The sequence below is a fragment of the Anthropogastromicrobium sp. genome (assembly GCF_037349415.1).
GTDB lineage: Bacteria > Bacillota > Clostridia > Lachnospirales > Lachnospiraceae > Anthropogastromicrobium > Anthropogastromicrobium aceti.
On record NZ_JAXWCK010000047.1, the window covers coordinates 1 to 21905 of the forward strand.

The 21905-nt window shown below is 43.1% G+C and carries 16 protein-coding genes; 1 reads left to right on the forward strand and 15 read right to left on the reverse strand.

Annotated elements, in window-relative coordinates; genetic code table 11:
- The 6 genes from WJP93_RS11035 to WJP93_RS11060 all read right to left on the reverse strand — a co-directional run.
- On the reverse strand, window positions 1-1268 hold a 1268-nt coding region (locus WJP93_RS11035), incomplete at its 3' end, for a leucine-rich repeat protein (protein ID WP_337548323.1).
- 326 nt (window positions 1269-1594) lie between these two features.
- A complete protein-coding gene (locus tag WJP93_RS11040) occupies window positions 1595-2782 on the reverse strand; it encodes an aminotransferase class I/II-fold pyridoxal phosphate-dependent enzyme (protein WP_337548325.1) in 1188 nt (395 codons plus the stop codon).
- Window positions 2782-3723 carry an ornithine cyclodeaminase family protein gene (locus WJP93_RS11045; protein ID WP_066560567.1) on the reverse strand — a complete coding sequence of 314 codons (942 nt, stop codon included), beginning with the start codon at window positions 3721-3723 and terminating at the stop codon, window positions 2782-2784. The genes WJP93_RS11040 and WJP93_RS11045 overlap by 1 nt, the downstream gene beginning before the upstream one ends.
- 41 nt (window positions 3724-3764) lie before the next feature.
- A complete protein-coding gene (locus WJP93_RS11050) occupies window positions 3765-5135 on the reverse strand; it encodes a metallopeptidase TldD-related protein (protein ID WP_337548327.1) in 1371 nt (456 codons plus the stop codon).
- Window positions 5136-5174: 39 nt separating this feature from the next.
- Window positions 5175-6557 (reverse strand): TldD/PmbA family protein, encoded by a 1383-nt coding sequence (locus WJP93_RS11055; RefSeq protein ID WP_337548328.1) that lies wholly within the window; start codon window positions 6555-6557, stop codon window positions 5175-5177.
- Window positions 6558-6573: 16 nt separating this feature from the next.
- The gene (locus WJP93_RS11060) at window positions 6574-7785 is read right to left on the reverse strand and encodes an amidohydrolase family protein (protein ID WP_337548330.1); all 1212 of its coding nucleotides are present in this window, start codon (window positions 7783-7785) and stop codon (window positions 6574-6576) included.
- Window positions 7786-7858: 73 nt separating this feature from the next.
- Between WJP93_RS11060 and WJP93_RS11065 the strand changes: the two genes are divergently transcribed.
- The gene (locus tag WJP93_RS11065) at window positions 7859-9097 is read left to right on the forward strand and encodes a PucR family transcriptional regulator (RefSeq protein ID WP_337548332.1); all 1239 of its coding nucleotides are present in this window, start codon (window positions 7859-7861) and stop codon (window positions 9095-9097) included.
- Between the two features lie 184 nt (window positions 9098-9281).
- Here WJP93_RS11065 and WJP93_RS11070 read toward each other — a convergent pair whose 3' ends face one another.
- The 9 genes from WJP93_RS11070 to WJP93_RS11110 all read right to left on the reverse strand — a co-directional run bounded on the left by WJP93_RS11070 (window position 9282) and on the right by WJP93_RS11110 (window position 21879).
- On the reverse strand, window positions 9282-10253 hold the full coding sequence (locus WJP93_RS11070; protein WP_331466842.1) for an ABC transporter ATP-binding protein: 972 nt from the start codon (window positions 10251-10253) through the stop codon (window positions 9282-9284).
- Window positions 10250-11296 carry an ABC transporter ATP-binding protein gene (locus WJP93_RS11075; protein WP_337548334.1) on the reverse strand — a complete coding sequence of 349 codons (1047 nt, stop codon included), beginning with the start codon at window positions 11294-11296 and terminating at the stop codon, window positions 10250-10252. The genes WJP93_RS11070 and WJP93_RS11075 overlap by 4 nt, the downstream gene beginning before the upstream one ends.
- 80 nt (window positions 11297-11376) lie before the next feature.
- Window positions 11377-12333: an ABC transporter permease gene (locus WJP93_RS11080; protein ID WP_337548337.1), complete on the reverse strand. Its 957-nt coding sequence runs from the start codon at window positions 12331-12333 to the stop codon at window positions 11377-11379.
- A gap of 10 nt (window positions 12334-12343) precedes the next feature.
- Window positions 12344-13258: an ABC transporter permease gene (locus WJP93_RS11085; protein WP_066560591.1), complete on the reverse strand. Its 915-nt coding sequence runs from the start codon at window positions 13256-13258 to the stop codon at window positions 12344-12346.
- 79 nt (window positions 13259-13337) lie between these two features.
- Window positions 13338-14957 carry a peptide ABC transporter substrate-binding protein gene (locus tag WJP93_RS11090; protein ID WP_337548340.1) on the reverse strand — a complete coding sequence of 540 codons (1620 nt, stop codon included), beginning with the start codon at window positions 14955-14957 and terminating at the stop codon, window positions 13338-13340.
- Window positions 14958-15188: 231 nt separating this feature from the next.
- Window positions 15189-16175, reverse strand: a complete 987-nt coding sequence (locus tag WJP93_RS11095; protein WP_227102116.1) for a D-isomer specific 2-hydroxyacid dehydrogenase family protein — start codon at window positions 16173-16175, stop codon at window positions 15189-15191.
- A gap of 17 nt (window positions 16176-16192) precedes the next feature.
- On the reverse strand, window positions 16193-18250 hold the full coding sequence (locus WJP93_RS11100) for a S9 family peptidase (protein ID WP_337548342.1): 2058 nt from the start codon (window positions 18248-18250) through the stop codon (window positions 16193-16195).
- Window positions 18247-20457, reverse strand: coding sequence for a prolyl oligopeptidase family serine peptidase (locus WJP93_RS11105; RefSeq protein WP_337548343.1), 2211 nt, complete (start codon window positions 20455-20457; stop codon window positions 18247-18249). Before WJP93_RS11105 ends, WJP93_RS11100 begins: the two co-directional genes overlap by 4 nt.
- Window positions 20458-20490: 33 nt before the next feature.
- Complete coding sequence (locus WJP93_RS11110; protein ID WP_337548345.1) at window positions 20491-21879, reverse strand: hypothetical protein; 1389 nt, start codon at window positions 21877-21879, stop codon at window positions 20491-20493.
- Window positions 21880-21905 lie beyond the last annotated feature (26 nt).

Consider the following 21905-nt stretch of genomic DNA (forward strand, 5'->3'; position numbering starts at 1 on the left):
GTTACACTACTCGGGATCGTTATACTGGTTAGTCCACTGCATCCATCAAATGCATTTGCTCCAATACTTGTCACACCATCTTCAATCACCACTGATTCTATTTTATCTTTGTTTGCATACCATGGCGAGCCCTTCCAATTCCAACTCGCCATCGCGCCTGTACCGCTTATGGTGAGCACACCTTCATCATCCAGTATCCAGGTCAGGTTATCCCCGTTATTTCCTTCTGCTCCGCAGGTTCCACTATCCACAATATTGCTACTGCATAATACAATACCATTATCCACACAATCAACCATGACATAGATCTCTGGCAAAATTGCTTCTTCTGACAGAATATAGTGATTGCCATTTTCGTCGGTTTCCGGGATAGTTGGTGTGTATATGTAAACTGCACCAGCAGATTCTTCACTGCTGTCAAATTCTGGAAGTGAGCTTTTCTCTTCATCTAATTTCCATGTAATATGTTCGATAGTCCACTCTTCGCCTTCTTGACTATCTTCTGCGCCATTGCCTTCACCCGCACTATAAGTAATATGTTCCTCTGCCGCATATACTTCCACCGGGGCAAAGAGACCTTTGATGCTATCTATCAGAGAAGCCACAATACTGCTTTCCTCTTCTGTAGTATCAGACTCTAGCTGTTCGGTAGATTCCGTCTCAGATTCTGATGCTGTTGTCTCTGGTACTTGTGTTTGAGGTTCTGATGCCGCTGTTGTTTCAGGTACCTCTGTTTCTGTCATTGGTACTTCCGTTTCAGACTCACTTTCCAAAGTTTCGTTTTCTACTTCTGTCTGTAACTCTACTTCCGTCTGCGACTCTGATTCTATCTCAGTCTGTGACTCAACTTCCGTCTGCGGCTCTGATTCTTCTTCAGTCTGGGATTCTGCCTCTGTCTGAGATTCCAGAACTTTTGAAGTCGTTTCCTCCTCCGCTTCTGTACTAGCTTCCTCTTCAACTGCTTCTGTACTCGATTCCTCTTCATCTGCTTCTGTACTTGATTCCTCTTCAACCTGACGAATCACTTTTACCTTTAATGTATCAGGAAAGTTGATTTCGCTTTCTTCTGCACCGATTGACAGCGCTTGATACGCAATCTCTTCGTTCAACTCATCAAATGAAGTAACCATATAAGTTGGCTTCATGTTCTCTGTCTGAACCTCTTCTGCATGCAGCATCATCGGAAGATTGCATGTAGAACCTGCCATAATGCATGACATACCAATCGACACCATTTGCTTTATTTTATTCAAACTTCTCTTCTTCATACACAATACCTCTCTTTTTTCCGATTTTTCTTAATACTATTCTTATATCTTTTCGCTTTCTTTTCATCTTCTTTAGTATAATTATAGCACAAACAACTGTACTGCATAACCGCCATTTCGACACAAAAAAGGCGGAACCGCACAGCACTCTATGCGATTCCGCCAAACTTTTTTCTTTGATTTTTAAGCCTCAAAATCATGAAAATAGGGTTAAATGTCAATCAATATTATTAAAATAATGATTAAACGTAATGTTTTTCACTTTTAATGGCTTATTTTACTTATATTGTTTCTTTTGTATATAAATTCTTATTTTCCTATTATGCCTATTTTTCTTTTCCAAGTTTGGAAAAAGCCTCTCCTACTGATTCGAGTGTCTTGATCAGGCATTTTCTTGGTGTTGCCATGCACACGCGCGTAAACAATGGACTGTCGTAATCACTTCCCTCACCTAGACACACATGTGCTTTTTTAACTAGAAATTCGTTTAATTCTTCACCACTTGAAAAATATGCTGACCAGTCGATCCACAAGATATAGGCGCCTTCGCCGCCGCACACTCTTGCTTTTGGCAGGTGCTTTGCAAAATAGTCGCGAAGCACACACATATTTTCCCAGACATACGCATTTGACGCATCGACCCATGCTTTGCCATCTTTGGTATAAGCAGAAAGTACACACTCATACACACACGGATCGAGACTTCCGTAGTGGTCACGAGTCCGCCTGTCTGTAAAGCGCGCGCGAAGCTCATCATCTGCGATTATAATGTTTGCATGGTTTACTCCTGTAAAGCCAAATGATTTTCCCAGTCCTGTCGCCACAATCGCATGTGACTTTGCACCTTTAATATCAAGGTAACACGGACATGTCAGTCCATGATAGCAGTTATCTGCAAAAATCTCATCCGAGTAAACAATAACACCGTAGCGATTTGCTAACTCTGCCAGACGCACCAGATCTTTTTCTTTCCAGATCTGACCAATCGGGTTATGAGGATTACAAAGCACAAACAGCTTATTATTTGGATTTGCCATAGCTGACTTGATTGCGTCAAAATCCATTTGATAGATGCCATTTACACTGTCGTATATAAGCGGACATTCCACTGTCTTTTTATTGAGGCGATCAGCCGCCTGACGATAACGATTATAAACAGGTGTTGTCACTATTATACCATCATCAGGATCCGTACATACAAGACGAATCGTGGTTGCAAGCGAATAAATAGTTCCGAGTGTTGTAACGATCCACTCTGGCTTAATTTGTGTTTTTCGGCTCGTCTGCATCCATTTTGTTACTGCACTTTTGTAAGCTTCATCCGGCAGTGTAAATCCGTATAGTCCGTTCTTTGCAAAGCGAATGACTGCCTCCTCGATGACAGGCGCACTTTTAAAATCTGGCTCTGCACCATCCAGACTGATATTTCCTGCTTTGACGACTTCTGGCGGCGTCATCATCAGCTTTAAATTTGCGCCAGAGCGCTCCACAAGTGTTTCAAAATCAAATTCCATTACAAAGCTGCCCTTTCGTACACGTATTTTGCGCTTGCCACATCCTCAATAGCAAGACCTAGTGCATCAAAGATGGTAATTTCATCATCAGCTGTTCTGCCTGGTGCTTTGCCTAAAAGCACTTCTCCGATGGAGCCAACAATATGATCTTCTTTAATCAGCCCTTCTTTAAGCGGAATTAGATATTCACCGCTCTCGCGCTTTGCTGCCTCTGTCTGATCGGAATAAAGACGCGCTGCTGCTACAAGATCAGAAGAAACCTCTCTTGTAGTTGGTGTAAATGTGCCCACTGCATTGATATGAGTTCCAGGCTTGACCATTTCCTTTGTCAAAAGCGGCTCTTTTGACGGTGTTACGGTGCAGATGATATCTGCATCTTTGACTGCTTCCTTTACGGTACTGCATACAACAACTGGAATCTTGTACTTTTCCTGCATATCTTTTGCAAAACGCTCTGCTGCCTGTGGGAACAGATCGTAGACTGTTACAGAAGTAATATCACGAATCTCGCGGATCGCAGCCAGATGAGAGCGCGCCTGTGCTCCGGCTCCAATCAGTGCCAATTTGTGTGAATCCTTTCTGGCTAACAAATCTGTTGCGGCTGCACTGACGGCTCCAGTGCGAATCTCGGTGATACTTCCAGCCTCTATCATACCTGCTACAGTGCTGTGCGCTGACTCAAACAGCATAACATAACCTATATGAGACGGATATTTTGTTCCCATATTCGGTGCAAATGCAGAGATCACCTTTGCACCAAAATAGTCACCTACATATGCTGGCATAAAACCAAATTTTGCTGTATTCGGCATAACTGTGATCAGACGTGCCGGCTGAGCATACTCGCCGCTTTCAAGACCTTTTAATGCCTCTGCCATTAATTGAATGCAGTCCTTTGGCTGCAGAAGCTTTCTTACTTCTTCCTGCTCGATAATCTTCATATATATTAAAACCTGCCTTTCTGATTTTTCTTAGCCTTTTATCAGCCGCTAATTTTCAGTGATTTTACAAGCATCGCAGGACCAGACACAGTATAACTATCATACATGACAAGCGGATTGATAACTCGGTCACTTCCGACTTGTTCTACTCTGGCAAACAGCTCTGCCACATTTCCTGTCATCGTTAGTCCTTCCATAATGCCAACTGGCTTTCCTTCCTTAATGCGCACTGCCTTGCATGGGAATGAGAAATCGCCTGATACAACATTTAATGCATGAAACTGGTCATAATTTTCAAACACATACACACCATCATCGCAATCATGAATCAGTTGTTCTAAGCTTGCCGTTCCTGACTCGATAGTAAAGTTTTTCGGCATGATTGCCATATCAGTATGAATATTTCCGCTTAACAATGTCTTTCGGCCTGCATTTCCTGTAGAACGAACCCCGGCTGCTGCTGCACTTGAAAGATTATGCATCCAGCCCTTTAACACGCCATTTTCAACAAGTGTTAAGTCACGGCTTGGCACACCCTCGCAGTCCATTTTCCATGAAAAGCCACACTGTACGCTGTTCTTTGAATCAGCGCCGCCCTTGTAATCACGTATCGTAATGCAGTCTGAAAAGATCTTTTTGTTTTCCTTTCCAGCAAATGGTGTCGCACCGCTTCTGGCACGCTTTGCGGTAAACATCTGCCACGCTGTAATCAAAATGTTATTTACTGCCTGTGATGAAAGCACAGCGCGGTACACACCAGGCTCAGCCAAAATTGTCGGCACATCTAAGAATCGGCGATTTGAAAATTCATGAATAAAAGGCTCTGGTGACAGCTCATCAAGCGTGAGTGCACACGCATAGCCCTCATATCCATCTGCTGCTGCCTCTGCCGCAAAGCGACAAACTGAAGCTGTTTCTTCTATATTATTGGTGTTCACAATGCCCATAGTAAGGATTGTCTGAGAAAGATTAAGACGCACTTGACACCCAAAGCTTTCCTCTAACTGTCCGGCAAGTGTTTTTGCCTTATTCTTTAAGGTTTCGATAGAGACAAGTGTTTTTGTCTGCTCATAATTTGAATCCTTTGCCTCATCCATTTCCCAGTAATCTGCTGCCGCCATCGGCTCTGCCTTTTTAGCAGCAGAAGCCTCACTATTTGTAAGTGCCTGTGCAATCACATCACTTGCGTTTGCATCCAGCTTTTGCGTATAAACCATACCTGTCTTTTGACCTGATGCACGCACAAAGAGCTCAGTCTGTTCGCTGCAGCTCATAGGACCAGTCTGTGAACCTGTCATCTCAACAGAAAGCTTTTCCTGCTTTTCTGCCTCGGCCTCAGCTGCCAGACATCCACTTGGAAGAGACTGCATAGCCGCCTTATATGCTTTTAGTTCTCTCATACATTCTTTCATATGTTTGCCTTTCCTCGTTATATGCTCTTTAACTCAAAATCACCCAATCGCCATATGGGAAATGCGCACCATTGGCTGCGGTGTTGTCGTTGGAATCAGACCTGAGCTTGCACCGCAGAAGCCGCCTTTTTCATATTTCATCTTTTTTCCAACGCGGTCAATGCGCTTAATCACATCAATTCCATTTCCCGTCAGCATAATATTTTTTACCTGATGATCACGGTCGATCTGGCCATTTTTAATCCAGAAGCCTTCTTTTACTTCAAGCGAAAACTGCATACCGCCGAAGCCTCCTCCGATGCTCTCAACATACAGGCCATTGTCCACACTGCGCACAATCTCATCCTCATCGTCACTGCCCTCTGCCAGACATGTATTCGTCATTCTTGATACTGGCGCATATGTATAATTTTGTCTTCTTCCGCTTCCTGTACTTTCCATTCCAAGAAGCTTTCCGTAATAGCGGTCACACATGTAAGATTTTAAAACACCATTTTCAATTAAAATATTTCGCTGCATCGGATGACCCTCATCATCAATCGCAGCAGAACCATACTGACCTGGCAGCGTTCCATCATCTACAAGTGTAACCTTATCACTTGCTACCTTTTCTCCGATCTTATCCACAAATGCACTTGAACGGTGGGCAATCGCAATGGCCTCAAGTGAGTGGCCGCAGCTCTCATGCCACAGCGTTCCGCAGCCGCCTGCCGCCAGCACAACTGGAACTGTGCATGGTGAAATGCTTCCAGCCGTGCGGATGCGATCAGCTCGCTTTACCATATCCTTTGCAAAGCTCGTATAAGAAAGTTCATCATCATAAGCCTCAAAGCCGGAAGCCTTTGTATAATCGTCCCATGTGCCATATGCACTGTCACCATCTGCGACAACTGCCTGCATGCGCATTCTCGTTGTGACACGGCGGTCTGTAGTGTAAAGGCCTTCGGTGTTTGCGATCAGCACGCGCTGATCCGTATCAAAATAGTTTACATTTAATGAACGCACATTGATTTCTGCACTTCTTGCGGCTTTGTCTGCCTGCAAAAGTACATTGATTTTGTCCTGATTACTAATCTGTGACGGGTACTTTACAACAGGGCAGGGATTATGGTAGGACTTCTCTGTTAAAACAATTCCAGCGGCAGCTGCTTTAGCTTTTATCTCAAGCATTTCTGCTCCCTTTTTAACTAAATCAAGAAGTGCTTCCTTTGTCACCTGATTTGTATAAAGATAGACATTTGAAAGCCCTTGTATAAGATAGAGACCTACTCCGCATATGCGAAGACTCTTCACGCCTTGAATCACAGTTTCTACGCAGGGAATATTCGTCTCCTCTCTGTCTTCAAAAAACAGCTCGGCAAACTCGATTCCAAGCGCCTTTGCAGACTCTAATACTTGTCTGATCTCGTCCTTTTGAATCATCACTTTCTCCCTTCTTTTACAGCGTATTCTTCTTTATCTCACCGCCGATCATTACGAGGCGCACATGATCTGCGTTTGCAAGCAACATGATATCCTCTGACGGATCACCATCTACTACAACAAGATCAGCAAGCTTTCCTGCCTCTAGGCTTCCGAACTTATCATCAGACTTCATCAAATACGCACCGTTAATAGTTCCTGCTTTTATGGCTTCCATATTGGTATATCCGCAGCGCGTCAGGCTGTAAAATTCTTTTCCGATTTCATGAAACGGTGTATTTGGTGAGTTGGAATAATCTGTTCCAAGTGCAACTCGAATGCCATATTGATGTGCAAGTGCAAATGAATGCTTTGATGCATCGCCAAGTGCTTTTGCTTTTTTCGTCATATAATCTGGCAGCCCCTTCATATCAGCAAGGCCAAGTGATACAGAAAGCGTGGTAACAAGCGGAATGTTCTTTTCTGCCATCATCTGTACGCACTCCTCATCTAGTAGAACACCATGCTCAATACATTTAACACCGTTTTTAATAGCCTGCTTTGTGCCCTCTGTTCCTGTGCAGTGTGCAGTAACGTATGTATTGTGACGCGCTGCCTCTTCCACGATTACACGGATTTCCTCTGGTGAAAATTCAATATCATTAAAATAATCGACTGCCGATGATACACCGCCAGTTGCACAAATTTTGATAAACTGTGCACCCTCACGAAACTGCTGTCTTGTCTTTCTATAACAATCCTCCGGACCATCCACCAGGCAGCCAATAAGATCACGCTGATTCGACTCCTCTGGTGACAGCATCGGATTCATATCGCAGTGGCCTGAGGAAATGCTCATAACTCTTCCGCCCGGCATGATACGCGGTCCCTTGATCAATCCAGCTTCAATCGCACGCTTTAATGAAGCACCAAATGCGCTCATGTCACGCACACCTGTCACACCAGCATCCACCAGATCTTTAAGATCACGAACAGTCGTCAAAAGCAGATCATATGGTGTGTCACCAGTCTTATGAATGCTCTCGCTTCCACAAAGATGGGCGTGTGCATCAATAAAGCCAGGCATAACAGTCTTTCCTTCTAAGTCAAAAATCTGTGCATCAGAGTCGGTGCATTCACGCTTTTCTCCGACATACACAATATGGTCATCTTCAATCTCGACCATTCCATTTTCAATTGGTTCATCCGATACTGAATTGATAACTCTCGCGTAAATTACTGTTTTCATGTCATTCTCCTCCCTAATCTATTGAAATTTTCGCAGAAATCACTTACACTTGTCTGACAAGGAGGTTTACTTTATGACTACTGCAAAAGATTTATTATCGCTGCCTTCTCTCTCCCATATGAAGCTGATTGGCGGAGCTGCGGGACTGTCTAGGACTGTCACTTGGCCTTACGTGATTTTATGTCCTCCAATCGGTGAATGGGTAAGCGGCGGTGAATTTTTAATTTATTATGGTGCCAACGCTGTTGTTGAAAAGGTGGAGCTTGCTCAGCTGATTCGCGATGCGGCACAAAATGATGCCGCCGGCATTTTATTTCTTGTCGGCCACCATTACATTCTTGAAGAAAATCTTGATGATGAGATTAGACAGCTTGCTGATGAGCTTAAGCTTCCAGTCTTCTCTCATACAAGTCTTGCCTATGTAAACTCCATCACAAAAGACATCATCAATCTGATTCAGGATCGCGAGAAGGATGCTGCAATCGCCAATTCTTTCTGGTACTCACTCTTTTTCCAGAATACAAATGTAGATGATATCGCCACACTAAATCAGGCATTATTTCTAGGATATCTGCCAAGCTATAACTACTGTGTGTACATATTTGAGATGATGAATGCATCTGCTTATTTTCAAAAACTTGAAGCGATGCACGGACCTTCCTTTACAGAAACATCATCTGAATTTTTCCGTATGCTTGCGACAAAGCTTAGCTATATCACACAAAAAGAAACTGGAAGCACATGGCATGTTGCAAGAAACAGCGCTAACGTATTTGTGCTTCCCATAAATACCAACTCGCAGGAGCAATCAGCTGATCGTTTCTTCGAATCACTGACGATACGTATGGAACAGCAATATCCCGGCACAAAATTTTGCGTTGGAAAAGGCAATGTCCGTTCACGTCTTTTTGGCATTCGCGAATCATATATTCAGGCAAAACGAAGCTTGCTTTCATGGAAACTTCTTGGTGACAATCGTCACTTAATCTCTTACAGTGATCTAGGCTTTTATCAGCTTCTTTTTGAAATTCCGACGGCCTCTGTTATGCGCGAATATACTGCTCGTTTTCTTGATCCGATCCGCGAATATGACAAAACACACGATGCACATTTATATGAAACTCTATGCACGTGGCTCGACTGCCGCTGCAATAAGGTACAGACTGCAAAAGCACTCTTTCTTCACCGAAATACACTTTTGATGCGCTTAGAAAAGCTTGAAAAGCTCCTTGGTGTATCGCTCGATGATGCCGACATCACCTTCCAACTGCAGGCCGCCGTCAAGATCGATAAATTCCTGTCGGAGACATAAGATATCGTGCTCGTTAACGTAGTGGGCGTTGAGGTGAACTACTTTACGAGGCGATTCCCGTGTGGAGCGGGCTTTCAAAATACACTATATTTAGAAATAATGTAAAAGGCGCCGCGAGAACAAGGGTCGCCGACAAAGTTTCACCGAAGCGCCCTTCGTAAACTCAACCGCACGATCAAGAAACTTACATCTCCTCCGCACGATGACACGCCGTAAAATGTCCAGGCTCGATCTCGCGAAGCTGCGGTTTTCTCTCCTTGCAAAGCTGTGTCGCATATGGACAGCGATTGCAGAAATTGCAGCCCTGCGGCAGATTGACCGGGCTTGGCACATCACCTTGAAGAAGTATTCTTTTTCGCTCACGCTCAATTGTCGGATCGGCAATCGGAATAGCAGAAAGAAGTGCTTTCGTGTATGGATGACGGTTTTTAATATAAATATCCTCGCTGTCTGCAATCTCAACAAGTGAACCCAAATACATTACGGCAATACGGTTTGATATCTGGCGCACCATTGACAGATCGTGTGTGATAAACAAATAAGATAATCCCATCTGCTGCTGAAGACGCTTAAGTAAATTTACGACCTGTGCCTGAATAGAAACATCCAGTGCAGAGATCGGCTCATCACATACGATCAGCTTTGGTTCAAGCGAGAGCGCTCTGGCAATTCCGATACGTTGACGCTGTCCGCCTGAGAATTCGTGCGGAAACCTGTTTGCATGATCCTTATTTAAGCCGACCATTTTAAGAAGCTCCAATACACGCTCCTCTAATTCTGGTCCTTTATACATCTTGTGGATCTTCATGCCCTCTGCAACAATATCACTTACTACACTAAGAGGATCAAGACAAGCATACGGGTCCTGAAAGATCATCTGCACATTTTTGGTGTACTCTTTCTTTTCCTTTTTGTTGTAGCGCCAGATATCTTGTCCCTCAAACATTACCTGTCCTTCATCTGGGCGATATAATCGCATAATTGTTTTTCCAAGCGTACTTTTTCCACATCCTGACTCACCAACAAGTCCTACTGTCTCGCCCTTATAAATAGTTAGATCTACACCATTTACAGCCTTTAAAATACCCTTTGGCACCTTGAAGGTTGTTTTTACATTTTTCAATTCGAGGATTGGTTCTTTTGTCGTTCCCATCATTCCTCCTCCTTTATGTTCTGTGCTTCAACAGGACTCTTTGGTGCGCCATTTTTCTTAATGCACGCTGGATGATTGAGCCAGCAGGATGCATAATGGTCTGGTTCTGAAAAATCAATACACGGCGGCTGACTTGTGCGGCATATGTTCATTGCATATTTGCATCTGGCAGCAAACGCACATCCGACAGGCGGTGCCAACAAATCCGGCGGTGTTCCCGGAATTGAATAGAGGTCTTCGCTTACTCTTTTATCAAGACGCGGCACACTGCTTAAAAGTCCCCATGTGTACGGATGCTTTGGATGATGAAAGATAGTATCGCAGTCGCCATGCTCTACGATTTGACCAGCATACATAACGTAGATTCGGTCTGCCATATTTGCAACAACGCCCATATCATGTGTGATTAAAACAATTGACGTATCAATCTTATCCTTCAAATCATTCATTAGTTCAATGATCTGTGCCTGAATCGTCACATCAAGCGCTGTAGTTGGCTCGTCAGCAAATAATACCTTTGGATTACAGATGAGTGACATTGCAATCATGATACGCTGGCGCATACCGCCTGAAAGCTGATGCGGATAGCGCTTCATATTTTCCTCTGGTGACGGAAGTGAAATCATCTTTAAGATCTCGACTGCCTTTTTTCTTGCTTCTTCTCTGGAAACCTTATAGTGCTGCATGTATGGCTCCATGATCTGCTCCCCAACTGTCATTGTCGGATTTAAAAATGTAAATGGATCCTGAAAAATTATTGAGAGCTGATTGCCCTGCAGCTTTCTCATCTGTTTAGGTGTCAATTCAAGCAGATTTTCTTTGTTAAAAAGAACCTCTCCGCCCTTAATACTGCCGTTTTTCTTTGGATTTAATCCGATAACTGTCTGAATTGTAACTGTTTTTCCACAGCCAGACTCACCTACGATTGCAATCGTTTCTTTTTTATTTAAATGCCAGGAAACGCCACGCACTGCCTGAACGCTTCCCTGAAAGGTCTGAAAGGATACTTTTAAATCCTTTACCTCTAAGATTTTTTCCTTTTCCATGATTCCTCTCATTCTGCCGAAATACAAAAATACTGCGGCTCTGCTCGTTTCACTTTTTCTATGACGAATGCATTATCTATTTACGCACGAAGCTTTGGATCAAGTGCATCTCTAAGTCCGTCTCCAATCAGGTTAAAGCAAAGCATTGTGATGCTAACGCACAGACACGGAATGATAAATTGGTATGGATAATAACGGAAGGTCTCTCCTGCTGCCTTGATTAACTGACCCCAGCTTGGCTGCGGCGGTGTCACGCCAAGTCCGATATAGCTTAAAAATGCTTCGTAGAAAATGACGCTTGGAAGTGACATTGTAATGCTGACTACGCGAATGCCAAGTGTGTTTGGAATCAAACGTCTTGCAATGATCCATCCAGACGATGCACCAAGCGTCTCTGATGCTACTACAAACTCACGAGTCTTTAGCTGTAAAACAAGACCTCTTGTACTTCTTGCTGCACCCATCCAACCGGTAATACTCATTGCAATTACAAGCGTTGCAATATTTCCGCTTCCCATTACAACCATCAAAAGAATCATGTAGATTAAGCTCGGAATTCCCATTAACACATCGATTGTGCGCATAATTACTGTATCTGCCCAGCCACCAAGATAACCTGAGATACCGCCTACCGCCATTCCAATAATCTCTGGAATAAGCGTAGCTAAAATCGCAATGATAAGGGATACTCTTCCTCCTGCCCACACGCGTGTCCAAAGATCACGTCCAAGATTGTCTGTTCCAAACCAGTGAACGGCATTTGGTCCCTGATTTGAACAGCTGTAATCATTAGAATAATAATCAAATTTTGTCATCATCGGTCCAAACAGGACAAAAAATATCATGACAGCAATAACCACTAGGCTGATTACTGCCGGCTTATTCTTCTTAAAATTTCTCCATACATCCTTGAAATAGGTTGTCTTTTTCCTTGCAATCTGATCCTGATCAAGTGCTCCCTCTGGAAGTGGAGAAAACGCATCATCTGCAAATGTTACTTCTGCAGCTTGCACTTTTTTTGTTGTATCAGTATTCATCTTTTCTCCTTTACTTTACGCGGATTCGCGGATCGATTAATCCATACAGTACATCAACTATTAGATTCATTGTAACTAGAAATGCACCATAAAATACTGTAAGACCCATGATCAGCGGATAATCAAGATTAGTGACTGAATCGACAAAATATCGTCCCAGTCCAGGAATTAAAAACATGCTCTCTACGACAAATGAACCCATCAAAACACCTGCGATCTGCACACCAAGATTTGGAATGATCGGAACAAGTGAGTTTTTAAACTGATGCTTTAATACAACTCTAATTGGCGAAAGACCTTTCGCTCTTGCCGTCTTTACATAATCCTGTGTTGTTATGGCTAACATGCTCGCTCTCATATTTCTTGTATTTCCTGCAACAGTTCCAAGACCAAGAACAAGTGCCGGAAGGATAATCTGATTTGGTTTTCCCCATCCTGTTACTGGAAGGATGCCAAGCTTTACACCAAAAATCATACGAAGAATCGGGCCTAACACCATACTTGGAAGGGCAATTCCTAAAACTGCCACTACCATCAACAGATAATCTGGCCATTTTCCTCGAAACTGAGCACATAAAATACCAAAGAAAAGACCAACTGCTTCTGCAAAAAGTAATGAAATCAAACCAAGCTTTGCAGACACAGGGAAGGCTTCCTTAATGATATCCACTACTGTTTTTCCTGTCTTTTTGATGGAATAACCAAGATCTCCATGCAGCAAGTTATTCATATAAGTCAGGTATTGCTGCGGTACTGGCTTATCAAGACCATAAAACGCTCTTTGCTTATCCTGCACGGCCACCGGGATCTTATCATTTAAGAATGGATCACCCGGAATCAGCTTCATTAAAAAGAATGTTGCCGTTGCCAACACAAAGACTGTCGCGATTGCAATCAATACTTTTTTTCCTATATATTTGAGCATATTTCCTCCTAAAAAAATAGACGCCTCTCTTTGGAGTTTCCGCAGATCGGCGTCTTTTATTTTATAGCTGTCTCTTTAATTACTCAGCAAAGTCCAGATAAGTAAAATCAGTCTCAACGGTATTGTAGAAACCTGTGTAGCCGCTCTTATACTGGAAACCACCGTCTGTCCATCCAAGGATCAGATTCAGTGTATTATCACAGAAGAATTTTTCAACCTCGAAGTAGTTTGCCTTTCTATCCTCAATAGTTGGGGAAGCAATTGCCTCATCATACAGCTTATCATATTCCTCATTTGAATAGCCTCTAAGTGCAGACTGCATTGCGCTCGTGTATCCACTTAAAAAGCCAGTCAATGCATCCGGAATCTCAAGACTGTTTCCGCCATACCAGAAATCGTAGTCACCGCTCATTGCATTTGATACCATCACCTGAATTGTCTGAGAGTTGATAGTTGTCTCAATGCCAAGATTTTTCTTTAACATATCCTGAACAGCTGCCAATACATCGATGCTTCCCTGTGACTCATAGCAAAGAAGCTCGAATGTTGGAATCTCATCAGCTGTCTTTCCAAGCTCATCAAGTGCTGCATTTAAGTATTCCTGTGCCTTCTCTACATCTGCACTTGCCGGCCATCCCTCGTATTCAAACTCCTCGTCAAAGGTACCATTTACACCTGCCTCTGACGGTGCTGTCAGACGATTTGCCGGCTCATCACTTGTCATAACAGATGCGCAAAGTGCTGTACGGTCGATTGCATAGCTGACTGCCTTTCTAAAGTTTGCATTGCCAAGGAATAATCCTGTTTCCTCTGTCTTTCCTGCATGGTTGATGTTCAGGCAGCGATAAGAGGTGGTGTACTTGCTGCTCTCAAAGCCTGCATCTGTCAGTGTCTGCTGCTGCATAGCACTTCCAGTCGGAACAAAATCAAGCTCATCTGCAAGCATCATATCTACGCCAGTATCACCTGTTACGTTAAATTTAAAATCCATCTCGTCCATATTGATACTGTCTGCATCCCAGTAGTTCTCATTCTTTACAAGTGTCATGGTAGAATCAGATACCCAGTCTGACACGATGAACGGTCCATTTGTCAAAATTTTATCTGCTGAAGAACCATACTCTGTTCCAAGTGAATCAACAAAGGACTCCTCAAGTGGTGCAAATAAGCTTGTGGATGTAAATGTGCTCTCATACTGCGGATTCTTGAAGGTATACTCGATTGTCAGATCATCTACTGCCTTTATACCAACCTCGTCCCACTCACACTCTCCTGCGTAATATTCCTTGCCATTCTCCAGAATATATCCGCTCTCTGCATTATAGTGACCTGCCTCTGGATCCATCAGACGCTTTGCTGCATAAACAAAATCCTCGGATGTAATCGGTGTCTCTCCATCACTGTAAGTTAAGCCTTCCTTCAGTTTAAATGTCCAGGTCTTTCCATCCTCGCTTGTCTCCCAGCTCTCTGCTGCTCCTCCAACGTACTCACCCTGCTTACTGCGAATCAGGGTATCGCTGATTAAAGTATCAATATATGTTGCCGGATCTACATTTAATTCTGCGTAATCCATAGTAACCGGATCATATGGTGCTCCAATTCTTACACTCTTTACATCTGCCTCGTCTGCCAGTACGGCTGCCGGAAATGATGCTGCTACCAGCACTGCTGTAAGTCCCATTGCTGCATATTTTCTCATATCTGATTCCTCCATTTCACTATTGTGCTGTTTTGCTTTAATTCATTAAAGTATTTTGACTATAGAAATAGATCGGCAGGGAAATGTTCCTCATTGAACTTTGCTTTCCTTTAAATGCCTCTCTTTCCTCTGTCAATCTTGAATGTAGTTTATCATAAAATCAGTATTGTATCAATGTGCACACTGTACCTATATTAGATATTTTCAGTGTGCACATTGTAATGTTATAATTTATTTCGTCAGCATTGTCCTGCAGCTTCCTGTCTTTTCCATCTGCACAATACCCTCTATGCCACAGCGCACCATGCTCTCTACTGCTTCTTTTGTGTAGAATGCCATGTGCTGTGTCATGATGACATTGCGAAACTGATGAAGATAAAACCAGTTGCGGTTGGAGATGATATCTGTTCTTCTGTCTTCGTGCACAATACCTTCTTCGCCCTCTACGGTATCCATGCCAAGCGCACCAATCTTCTCTGATTCAACACCATCTACCAATGCATCAATGTCAGTCAGTCCGCCTCTTGCGCAGTTAATTAAAATTACGCCATCTTTCATCTTTGCGATTGTCTCATGATTAATAATGTGATACGTAGAATCAAACAGCGGCATATGAAGGCTTATGACATCGCATTCCTTATATATTGTATCCTGATCTACATATGTCGCAATTTTCTCTGCCTCTGGATTTTTATAAACATCATAGGCAAGTAGACGACAGCCAAAGCCTGATAAGTTTTTTAATACTTGAAGGCCAATTCGTCCAGTACCCATGACACCTATTGTAAGTTCATTCATATCACGCCCCTGCAGTCCCTGCAAAGAAAAGTCATTGACCTGGCCTCTCCATAGTGCCTGCTTATACTGGCGAAGGCACATTAAAATCATCATTACCGTAAAGTCTGCAACACCGTTTGGTGGGTAGGCTGCATTGCAGACTTTAATTCCAAGCTCTTTTGCTGCCACCAAATCAATGTGATTATAACCGATAGTTCTTGTAGAGAGAAAACGCACACCATTCTCGCTGTAGCGACTTAATAAATCCCTGTCAATATTTCCCATGCCAAGCGCTGTAACACCCTCATATCCCTTTACAAGATCGGCATTCTCAAGTGATGGTGTCTCATCTGAAAGCGTAACCTCTACACCACACTGAGCAGAAATCTGCTCAAATGCCTGTTTTTCATCATCTCTCACTCCAAACGCATAAATTTTCATAATTCTTGCCTTTCTTTTTACAAGTATTTTTCAAACCACAAAATCATCTCGTGATAATAATGCTTTAATAGTCTTGGGTCAGTTGGCTGCTCGTGGCCTGTATGCGGATACGCTACCATCTTAACCGGCAAATCTGGATGCAGATCCTTTATAGCCACATAAAACTGATGCGCTCCCTCAATTGGTGTGCGGTAATCGTCCATTCCATGAAGAATCAAAATTGGCTTGTCCACACGCTCTGCATACGATACAGCTGACTCTTTAAGCTTAGCCACCATGAAATCCTCATAGCTTTTATAGTCTGTACTCTTGCCCTGCATATCAGAATTAGCATACATGATTAATTCATTCGAGATGCTTCGCTGCGTGACATATGCCTTGAAACGCTTTGCATGAGTCGCCATATAATTTGTCATATAACCGCCGTAACTTCCGCCTGTGACACCAATTCGCTGTTCATCAATCATATCAAAACGTCTGCATGCTTCATCAACAAATTGGAGAAGGTCATAGTAAGCAGATCCATCAATACTTCTTTGGTAATTTTCATGTGTCCAGCCGTAGCCGCTGCTGCCTCTTGGATTGCAATAAAGAACTGCAAAGCCCTTTGCTGCTAACATCTGAAACTCCATTGTCAAACCATATGTGTAAAACGGATGCGGACCTCCGTGGATGTAAAGAATCGCCGGATATTTTTCACCTTTTTTTGCATCATGCGGCATCATGACAAAGCCATGAACATGACTCTCACCATCAAGTGTTGAAAAGAAGAAATCCTCTGGCTCGCTTAATTTTACCTCATCCAAAAGTTTCTGTGCTGACTGCACCGCAATATCAAGTAATTCTCCTGTCTTTGCATCAAGAACTGCATAAAATTCCGGCACTGTCGATTTTGCTGCCGCCGCCATGATACGTCCATTTTGCACCTTACTTATTCCATGGCAAACCTGCTTGCCGCCCCAGAAAAGCTTTGCATGACCATCACCCTCTAAATCTAGTCGGTACAAATTTCCCTGACCCTTAAATCCACTGACAAAGTATACGTAACGTCCGCTCTCATCAATCTGAAGCTTATCCATGCCTCGTCCACAGCCTGCATTGTACGGAAACTGTACACACTGATAGCAATTATCATCCTGAATAAATATTGGTGTTGCTTTGCCATCACAAACATCAAAGCGGTAAAGATAACCCTCTGGGTAGCCCATCTCTGACTCATCATCGACATATTCTGGATTTAAGACTACAGCGATGACTGATTTTCCATCTGGCGTAAATACTGGGCGCACTGGATTTGGATAAGAAACAAGCCAATATCCTTCTGTCAGTTTGCGAAGCTTTCCAGGCTCCTTGTCCACATCAATCAGCAGAAGATCATAGCCAATTCCTTCCTGTCTTTTGCGGAAACGGTTGCTGACGCAGACGATCTTTTTGCTGTCTGGCGCCCATGCGGCATGAAGATAATCATACTCGCCGTCTGTTAACTGAGTCTCACTTGTGCCGTCAGCAGATGCAGCAAACAAATGCCAGTGTGTATCTGGACGAATAAATCCCATACCATCAAATTTGTAGCCAAAATCCTCAGTAGCAACAGCATCGTCGTCATGAACAAACTGCTCCTGCGTTGCAGATACAGCAGACGATGAAGCGCTTGCAGCATTGGATGCATTGGACGCATCCGATGAATTCGATGTATTCTGTGATGCGCCGGAGGTAATCACAGAAAACAACACCTTCGTTCCATCCGGTGACCACTGCGGCTCCATGACGGCACCTTTTACATGAGTAATCTGTGTTATACTCTTGCTCTTAATCTCATAAACAAATGCCTGACGTCCCACACCTTTCTTTGATGAGACAAATAAAATCTTATCTCCATCTGGAGAGAAGGACGGACCTCCCTCACCTGTGCCGCCTGCTGTCACTGTCACACTCTCATTTGTCTTTAAATTTTTTATCACAATACCATTTGTGTGGTTGGAGGCATAGCAGACAAGCTCCTTTTGTGGAAAATAATCGCCTCCATTTAACTGTTCAAGATCACGGCAATCCTCAAATTCAGGTAAACGCATCATCCCTTCACCTCCTGTGTTTTCATAAAATCAGTATCTTTCTCACTCTTTTCATCTGCTTTTGTCTTCCAGTCAGGCTCTTCTATCAGATATTTAACAAACCAGTTAGTCATCTCCTGCAGATGGCGAACCTGATGATACAGCTTTCCGTTTCTTGTCATTCCATGATTTTCATTTGGAAACATGACCATGCGGCATGGAATCTCCGGATTTCTCTCTTTCATTGGAATAAATACCTGTTCTGCCTGTTCAAATCCGCAGCGATAATCTTGATACGCATGAAGAATCAGCAACGGCACCTTAAAATGATCGATGTAGGAAATGATATTTCCTCTTGCGCGGTCTTCTAAATAATCAAGCATATGAAAATGTTTCGGAATCTGACGCGATGAGACAAAGCCCATATCTCCTGTACCGTAGGAAGTTGCAGTGTTTGCAAGACAGCGCTGCGTGACAGCTGCTGCAAAGACATTTGTTCTTCCGATCAACTTGTTTGTCATGTAGCCGCCGTAGCTGCCTCCTGTGACACCCACTCTCTTTTCATCAATAAATCCCTTTGATATGGCATCCTCCACAAACTGTACAAGATCATCCATCGCCTCATTTCCCCAGCAGACGCCTCCGGCACAATATGCACGTCCAAAGCCTGTGCTTCCTCTTGGATTTCCAAAAATAACTGCCATCCCCAAAGAAGCAAGTGCTTGAAACTCATGCCAGAAAGTCAGTCCATACATGGTTGTAGGGCCACCCTTTATATCAAGTACTGCAGGATACTGCTTATTTTTTTCAAAGCTGACTGGCTTCACAAGAAAATATTGAAGATCTGCCTTGCCGTCATTACTCTTTACCCAATGTTCTTCAACATCAGCAAGCGCATATTCAGACAGCCACGGATTGCTGTCTGTCAGCTTCTCTCCATTCATCCAAAGTTCAGCTGGATGAAGCCAATCTGCCTGAATTGTCACGATCTGACCATTTTCATTCATAGAAAATTCCTGAATGTCGGTCTGACCTTCTAGAACCATCTCAACTGGGCTTGGCTTGATCACTGAGTCCGTCACCGAAGATACTTCTGCTGTCTCTGACTTTGCCGCGTCAATTCTTACACGGCAAAGGGAATAACGGCCGTGACGTCCTGTCTGGAAATATAGATACTTTCCATCCTTTGTGAGTCTGAAGTAAGGAGAATGATCACCGTACTCAAGAGAACCGGCGCGAAGCGGATGAACACCATGGCAGATGGATTCGTCCCACTCGTCGATCAAATATCGATGCGTATTATTTATTAAATCAAACAGCATTGGCAACTGTACGCAGCTTGCATCTTCAAAATCACCAAACACCATCGTTACGATGCCAGTATCGTCTACTGTAAAGGCCGGTGCATGATCTCCATAAATACCATTGTCGCGGCTTATTTGCTTCAGATTTTTTCCATTCTCATCACATACAAACAATTCTACATCAAAGCCTTTTGCGCCTTCATACGGATATCCATAAAACGCAATTTTTTTGCCATCGTGAGACCAGGATGGATAAATTGCTTCCATCTTTTCCATGCAGTCTGATGTAAAAAGCTTTTGTTTTTTTGATGAAAGTTCTGCCGTACCTATATGTGAAAACTCACCTTTTCTCATACCGTGCCACTCATCAAGCTTATATGTCAGATTAGTAATCTCATATGGTCTCCAATCAAGATCCTCTTCCCACTGTGCCTTCTTTTCTGGCGTCATCTCTTCGAATGCAGTATTTTCCTGAATCTCCTCTGGCCAAAGCGTTGCCTCAAAAACAAGTTTTGTCTCATCATCTGACAGTTTATAGCGCAGTACACCATGACGAAGTGTTGTGATCTGGCGTTTTTCATTTGTATTAAGATTTTTAATAAATACCTGAAACTCACCTGTCTCATTCGACAGATACGCCATATGAACGCCATCTGAAAGAAAAACTGGCTGTTTTTCTTTCACTCCATCTGGTGTCAAAACAGATTCTTTTCGAGCCGCGTCCATACCCTCTGCGCCTGTCGCATTTTGTAATAAATTTTCCATCAGATGAATCTTTGAAGAAAACAGACCACTTTTCATGTCGCCCTTCCAATCAACCCATGCAGCTTTGTCCCCTGCTGGTGCAAGTGTCGGCCATGTGACATAAACGATTTCTTTCATCGTCTCTGGTGTAAATTTCTTGAGCTGTGTCGTATTGTTTTCCATTTCTATTTGCCTCCTCTCACTTGAGCGCTCATATTATTTTCCTTTTTTCGTCTCTCGTTTGATCCATGTCCAGGAACGCACTTTTTTTCCTGTATCTGCTTCGTCGATCTCTTTTTCCACTACGGCAAAATGACCGTCAAAGCCTCCGCTTAACGGAATAATTTCCTTTCCTGTATGCATATCTTCCCATTCACTTCGCACATCAAGACCACTAATTTTCTTTACAGACGTTAAAAATATTTCGTTTCCAAGCTGTATTCCTGCGCAATCTTTCTGTAAAATATCAAGCACAACATCATCTATGCTGTGTGCGCCATTTGTTGCCTTGCGAATCATAATATCAGTATTGATTATAAAAATCATTCCTCTGCCATAAACCAGTCGCTGCGCCCTGCGGTCTTTCCAGCAAATGGCGGCAGCCTCCTCATCTCCAAGTGCTCTTGTCGGATTTGAATAATATGCATCTGTGCGCTTTTGAAGCTCCAAAATAGCCTCATCATCTGTCATAAGGCCAAGTCTAAGCGGTAAAAGTACGCTGTAATACTCAGCTGTGCCTTCCGAATACCATGTTGTGACACCATATGGATTATCATTTAGCTGCGGCCAGTTATGTACCATCTCATGTGCAAGAATAGCCTTTTTATCTTCAAGGCTGCATGGCTGAGTTGTATTCCAGCCAAAAAGATAGGAACGATAAAGCGCCGTTCCTCCGCTTGTCAAAAATGGATCCTTTCTCACGAAAATACGGTAGACCTTTTCGGTATCCTTGAAGAATTTCTGCATCTGACCAAAAAGTTTTTTTGTATACTCAGCAACCTCTTTCACGTCAAATGGCGGCTGACTCATCCAGTAAAAGCCAAAATCACCCTCTTCAATAGCATTTAATTGTCCCATAGCAAAATAACATTCACGAAGCCTATCAAGTGTCTTCGCCTTTACTTTATGCTCCCCTAATGTGCAAACACCGCGGCTTTTCTCTGGCATCGCACTCATATCCCATGAAAGCTCGCATTCTTCTGCCTTTTCAATATCCATTAAAAAAGAAAAGCCTGCACTGTTTGCACCTCCCTTTTCTGCACGAAAGTCAAAATATGGACCGCAAATATCTGTTGGCTTTATCTCTCGCGGATATACTGTATAATTAATCTTTACATTTCCCTCTGTGCCGCGCTGCACGTTCCATCTGCGCCAATGATACGGATATGGTGTTTCTTCTGACTCCTTCACCAAAACCGCACCGCTTTCATCACAAATCTGTAAAGCATTTGGCTCACATCCCGGAATTGTCACGGTGCTTAGCTGCATACTGCACAGCCGCTCCCCCTCTTTATAAGACAATCCTGTGATCTTTATTGTCACATCCATTCTTTCAATTGTATTTTCATCCCAATATGGCTTTAGGTTTATTTGTGTCAAACTCATCTGATGTCTCCCTTCCTTGCCATGTT

Bases quoted from the DNA above. Each gene is read 5' to 3' on its own strand.
- WJP93_RS11075 (WP_337548334.1), bottom strand. From the start codon at position 11,296: ATGGAAAAGGAAAAAATCTTAGAGGTAAAGGATTTAAAAGTATCCTTT.
- WJP93_RS11100 (WP_337548342.1), bottom strand. From the start codon at position 18,250: ATGATGCGTTTACCTGAATTTGAGGATTGCCGTGATCTTGAACAGTTA.
- WJP93_RS11110 (WP_337548345.1), bottom strand. From the start codon at position 21,879: ATGAGTTTGACACAAATAAACCTAAAGCCATATTGGGATGAAAATACA.
- WJP93_RS11070 (WP_331466842.1), bottom strand. From the start codon at position 10,253: ATGATGGGAACGACAAAAGAACCAATCCTCGAATTGAAAAATGTAAAA.
- WJP93_RS11105 (WP_337548343.1), bottom strand. From the start codon at position 20,457: ATGGAAAACAATACGACACAGCTCAAGAAATTTACACCAGAGACGATG.
- WJP93_RS11085 (WP_066560591.1), bottom strand. From the start codon at position 13,258: ATGCTCAAATATATAGGAAAAAAAGTATTGATTGCAATCGCGACAGTC.
- WJP93_RS11095 (WP_227102116.1), bottom strand. From the start codon at position 16,175: ATGAAAATTTATGCGTTTGGAGTGAGAGATGATGAAAAACAGGCATTT.
- WJP93_RS11080 (WP_337548337.1), bottom strand. From the start codon at position 12,333: ATGAATACTGATACAACAAAAAAAGTGCAAGCTGCAGAAGTAACATTT.
- WJP93_RS11060 (WP_337548330.1), bottom strand. From the start codon at position 7,785: ATGAAAACAGTAATTTACGCGAGAGTTATCAATTCAGTATCGGATGAA.
- WJP93_RS11090 (WP_337548340.1), bottom strand. From the start codon at position 14,957: ATGAGAAAATATGCAGCAATGGGACTTACAGCAGTGCTGGTAGCAGCA.
- WJP93_RS11065 (WP_337548332.1), top strand. From the start codon at position 7,859: ATGACTACTGCAAAAGATTTATTATCGCTGCCTTCTCTCTCCCATATG.
- WJP93_RS11050 (WP_337548327.1), bottom strand. From the start codon at position 5,135: ATGAAAGAATGTATGAGAGAACTAAAAGCATATAAGGCGGCTATGCAG.
- WJP93_RS11055 (WP_337548328.1), bottom strand. From the start codon at position 6,557: ATGATTCAAAAGGACGAGATCAGACAAGTATTAGAGTCTGCAAAGGCG.
- WJP93_RS11040 (WP_337548325.1), bottom strand. From the start codon at position 2,782: ATGGAATTTGATTTTGAAACACTTGTGGAGCGCTCTGGCGCAAATTTA.
- WJP93_RS11045 (WP_066560567.1), bottom strand. From the start codon at position 3,723: ATGAAGATTATCGAGCAGGAAGAAGTAAGAAAGCTTCTGCAGCCAAAG.